The sequence below is a fragment of the Pseudomonas kielensis genome, from assembly GCF_014236655.1.
Classification (GTDB): domain Bacteria; phylum Pseudomonadota; class Gammaproteobacteria; order Pseudomonadales; family Pseudomonadaceae; genus Aquipseudomonas; species Aquipseudomonas kielensis.
Genome location: NZ_JACMYG010000068.1, coordinates 1 through 3,729 on the forward strand (window position 1 = coordinate 1; position 3,729 = coordinate 3,729).

A 3,729-nucleotide genomic window follows, 5' to 3' on the forward strand; every position below is an offset into this window, starting at 1 on the left:
GGCGACCCTGTGGAAGTCATGATGGGCGAACGCCGGGTCGACCCCGAAATGCACGCTCAGGCAATGGAACGCCTTGGTCTGAACAAGCCACTGTATGCCCAGTACCTGGACTACATCGGCAAACTGGCCCAGGGCGACCTCGGTGAATCGCTGCGCACCCGTGAAAGTGTGTGGAGCGAGTTCACTTCGCTCTTTCCGGCAACCCTGGAACTGTCCATGGCCGCCCTGCTGTTCGCCGGGATCCTAGGCCTGCTGGCCGGGGTGATCGCGGCCCTCAAGCGAGGATCGCTGTTCGACCATGGGGTCATGGGCATCTCCCTGGCCGGGTATTCGATGCCGATCTTCTGGTGGGGCCTGATCCTCATCATGTTCTTCTCGGTGTCCCTGGGCTGGACCCCGGTTTCCGGGCGGATCGACCTGCTCTACGACATCGAGCCGGTCACCGGTTTCATGCTCATCGACACCCTGCTGGCCGATGACACCGGCGCGTTCCTCGACGCCCTGCACCACCTGATCCTGCCGGCCATCGTGCTCGGCACCATCCCGCTGGCGGTGATCGCGCGCATGACCCGCTCCTCGATGCTCGAAGTGCTGCGCGAAGACTACATCCGCACCGCGCGGGCCAAAGGCCTGTCGCCGTCGCGCGTGGTGTTCGTCCACGGCCTGCGCAACGCCCTGATCCCGGTGCTGACCGTGGTCGGCCTGCAGGTCGGCACCTTGCTCGCCGGGGCGGTCCTGACCGAGACCATCTTCTCCTGGCCCGGCATCGGTAAATGGCTGATCGAAGCCATCGGCGCCCGGGACTACCCCGTGGTGCAGAACGGCATCCTGTTAATCGCCTGCCTGGTGATCCTGGTCAACTTCGTGGTGGACATCCTCTACGGCTTTGCCAACCCACGCATCCGTCATCAGCGCTGAGATCATTACCCATGAGTACGCCAACCCCCTCGGTAGCAGTCGATCAAAGCCTGCTGTATCCGTCCCCGTACAAAGAATTCTGGCACGCCTTCTCCCGCAACAAGGGCGCGGTGGCCGGCCTGATGTTCATGCTGCTGGTGATCTTCTGCGCGATCTTCGCGCCCTGGGTCGCCCCGCATAACCCCAGCGAGCAATACCGTGACTTCCTGCTGACCCCACCGGCCTGGCTCGAAGGCGGGCAACTGCAGTTCCTGCTCGGCACCGACGAACTGGGCCGCGACCTGCTGTCGCGCTTGATCCAGGGGTCGCGCCTGTCGCTGCTGATCGGCCTGTCATCGGTGGTCATGTCACTGATCCCGGGGATCCTGCTGGGCCTGTTCGCCGGGTTCTTCCCGCGCCTGCTGGGCCCTACCATCATGCGCCTGATGGACATCATGCTGGCCCTGCCATCCCTGCTGCTGGCCGTGGCGATTGTCGCCATCCTCGGCCCTGGCCTGATCAACACCGTGATCGCCATCGCCATCGTGTCCCTGCCCTCCTACGTGCGCCTGACCCGCGCCGCGGTGATGGGCGAACTGAACCGTGACTACGTGACCGCCGCGCGCCTGGCCGGTGCCGGCCTGCCACGCCTGATGTTCATCACCGTGCTGCCCAACTGCATGGCGCCGCTGATCGTCCAGGCCACCTTGAGTTTTTCCTCGGCGATTCTCGATGCCGCCGCCCTGGGCTTCCTTGGCCTTGGCGTCCAACCGCCAACGCCGGAGTGGGGCACCATGCTGGCCTCGGCTCGCGACTACATCGAACGCGCCTGGTGGGTGGTGAGCCTGCCTGGTTTGACCATTTTGCTCAGCGTGCTGGCAATCAACCTGATGGGCGACGGCCTGCGCGACGCGCTGGACCCGAAACTCAAGAACGCCGCCTGAGGAGATTCCCATGTCACTGTTAGAAATCAAGAATCTCAACGTGCGCTTCGGCGACAAGACCGCCGTCCCCGTGGTCGACGGCCTGGACCTGAGCGTGGACAAGGGCGAAGTCCTGGCCATCGTGGGCGAATCGGGGTCGGGCAAATCCGTGACCATGATGGCGCTGATGGGCCTGATCGAGCACCCCGGCATCGTCACCGCCGACGCCCTGAACTTTGACGGCAAGAACATGCTCAAGCTGAGCAACCGTCAACGCCGGCAGATCGTCGGCAAGGACCTGGCCATGGTCTTCCAGGACCCGATGACCGCCCTGAACCCGAGCTACACCGTCGGCTTCCAGATTGAAGAAGTGCTGCGCCTGCACCTGAAAATGTCCGGCCGCGCGGCGCGCAAACGCGCCATCGAACTGCTGGAAAAAGTCGAGATCCCCGGCGCCGCCAGCCGCATGGACGCCTACCCGCACCAACTCTCCGGCGGCATGAGCCAGCGCGTGGCCATTGCCATGGCGATTGCCGGCGAACCCAAGCTGCTGATCGCCGACGAACCGACCACCGCCCTCGACGTGACCATTCAGGCGCAGATCATGGACCTGCTGCTGGCCCTGCAGAAAGAGCAGGACATGGGCCTGGTGCTGATCACCCACGACCTCGCCGTGGTCGCCGAAACCGCCCAGCGCGTGTGCGTGATGTACGCCGGTCAAGCGGTGGAAGTCGGCCAGGTGCCACAGCTGTTCGACATCCCCGCGCACCCCTACAGCGAAGCCCTGCTCAAGGCGATTCCGGAGCACAGCCTGGGCGAGTCGCGCCTGGCCACGCTGCCGGGCATCGTGCCGGGCCGTTATGACCGTCCGCAGGGTTGCCTGCTGTCGCCACGCTGCCCGTACGTGCAGGACAACTGCCGCGCCCAACGCCCGGCCCTCGACCCGAAAAGCAACAGCCTCGCTCGCTGCTTCTATCCCTTGAATCAGGAGGTGGCGTAATGGCCGTCGTTCTCACCGCCCGTGACCTGACCCGTCACTACGAAGTCTCCCGCGGCCTGTTCAAGGGCCACGCCACCGTGCGCGCGCTCAACGGCGTGTCGTTCGAACTGGAAGCCGGCAAGACCCTGGCCGTGGTCGGCGAATCCGGTTGCGGCAAGTCGACCCTGGCCCGCGCCCTGACGCTGATCGAAGAGCCGTCCTCCGGCTCGCTGAAAATCGCCGGGCAGGAAGTCTCCGGGGCCAACAAGGCCGAGCGCAAACAGTTGCGCAAAGACGTGCAGATGGTGTTCCAAAGCCCCTATGCGTCGCTCAACCCACGGCAGAAAATCGGTGACCAACTGGCCGAGCCGCTGCTGATCAACACCGACCTTTCGGCCGCCGAGCGCCGTGAAAAAGTCCAGGCAATGATGAAGCAGGTCGGCCTGCGGCCCGAGCACTACCAGCGCTATCCGCACATGTTCTCCGGCGGCCAGCGCCAGCGCATCGCCCTGGCCCGGGCGATGATGCTGCAACCCAAGGTGCTGGTGGCGGACGAACCGACCTCGGCGCTGGACGTGTCGATCCAGGCCCAGGTGCTGAACCTGTTCATGGACCTGCAGCAGGAATTCAACACCGCCTACGTGTTCATCTCCCACAACCTGGCGGTGGTGCGCCACGTGGCCGACCACGTGATGGTGATGTACCTCGGCCGGCCGGTGGAAATGGGCCCCAAAGAGGACATCTACACCCGCCCCCTGCACCCCTACACCCAGGCCCTGCTGTCGGCCACACCGACCATCCACCCGGACCCGGACAAGCCGAAAATCAAGATCGTCGGCGAACTGCCCAACCCGCTCAACCCACCGTCCGGCTGCGCCTTCCACAAGCGCTGCCCGTACGCCACCGAGCGTTGCAGCAGCGAAGAGCCGG

4 protein-coding genes are annotated in these 3,729 nt (G+C 64.9%); all 4 read left to right on the forward strand.

From position 1 onward, the window contains the following. The coding region (locus H7995_RS27920; RefSeq protein WP_185819310.1) for an ABC transporter permease subunit at positions 1 to 918 on the forward strand (918 nt) is incomplete at its 5' end. 11 nt (positions 919 to 929) lie between these two features. After that, the gene (locus H7995_RS27925) at positions 930 to 1,841 is read left to right on the forward strand and encodes an ABC transporter permease subunit (RefSeq protein ID WP_182340859.1); all 912 of its coding nucleotides are present in this window, start codon (positions 930 to 932) and stop codon (positions 1,839 to 1,841) included. A 10-nt stretch (positions 1,842 to 1,851) separates the two neighbouring features. Continuing rightward, complete coding sequence (locus H7995_RS27930; RefSeq protein ID WP_166588793.1) at positions 1,852 to 2,820, forward strand: ABC transporter ATP-binding protein; 969 nt, start codon at positions 1,852 to 1,854, stop codon at positions 2,818 to 2,820. Further along, positions 2,820 to 3,729, forward strand: a 910-nt coding sequence (locus H7995_RS27935; RefSeq protein ID WP_185819311.1) for a peptide ABC transporter ATP-binding protein, incomplete at its 3' end; no start/stop codon positions are given. The genes H7995_RS27930 and H7995_RS27935, both read left to right, overlap by 1 nt.

Excerpts from the sequence above, each read along its gene's own strand:
- H7995_RS27925 (WP_182340859.1), top strand. The coding sequence starts at position 930 with ATGAGTACGCCAACCCCCTCGGTAGCAGTCGATCAAAGCCTGCTGTAT.
- H7995_RS27930 (WP_166588793.1), top strand. The coding sequence starts at position 1,852 with ATGTCACTGTTAGAAATCAAGAATCTCAACGTGCGCTTCGGCGACAAG.